The sequence below is a fragment of the Mycobacterium alsense genome, assembly GCF_002086635.1.
Lineage (GTDB): Bacteria > Actinomycetota > Actinomycetes > Mycobacteriales > Mycobacteriaceae > Mycobacterium > Mycobacterium alsense.
In genome coordinates, this window is the sequence record NZ_MVHD01000153.1 from 1 (window position 1) to 302 (window position 302).

General features: G+C 66.9%; 1 pseudogene. It reads right to left on the reverse strand.

Annotated elements, in window-relative coordinates:
* Window positions 1-281: pseudogene (locus tag BST11_RS26935) on the reverse strand (hypothetical protein); the annotation flags it as partial.
* Window positions 282-302 lie beyond the last annotated feature (21 nt).

Sequence of the window (302 nt, forward strand, 5' to 3'; positions counted from 1 at the left end):
CCCAGCGCACCCAGGTTAGGAATCGCGATCGCCGGCAGACCCGGCAACGACGCCAAGAAATTGGCCGCCAGGTTGGCACCAGTCTGGATCGCCCCGTTGATGCCGGCCTGGAACGCACCGGCCAGGTTGCCCAGGTTCGCCGCGAAGCTCGCCGCCAACGCCTCACCCGTCTGGATCAACCCACCGAGGTTGGCCCCCAGATTCAAGCTGCCATTCAGCGCCGCATTCAGCGAACCACTGATGGACGCGCCCAACCCGTTCAGGGCCGCCGACAGCTCCACGCCCAGCGCACCCAGGTTAGG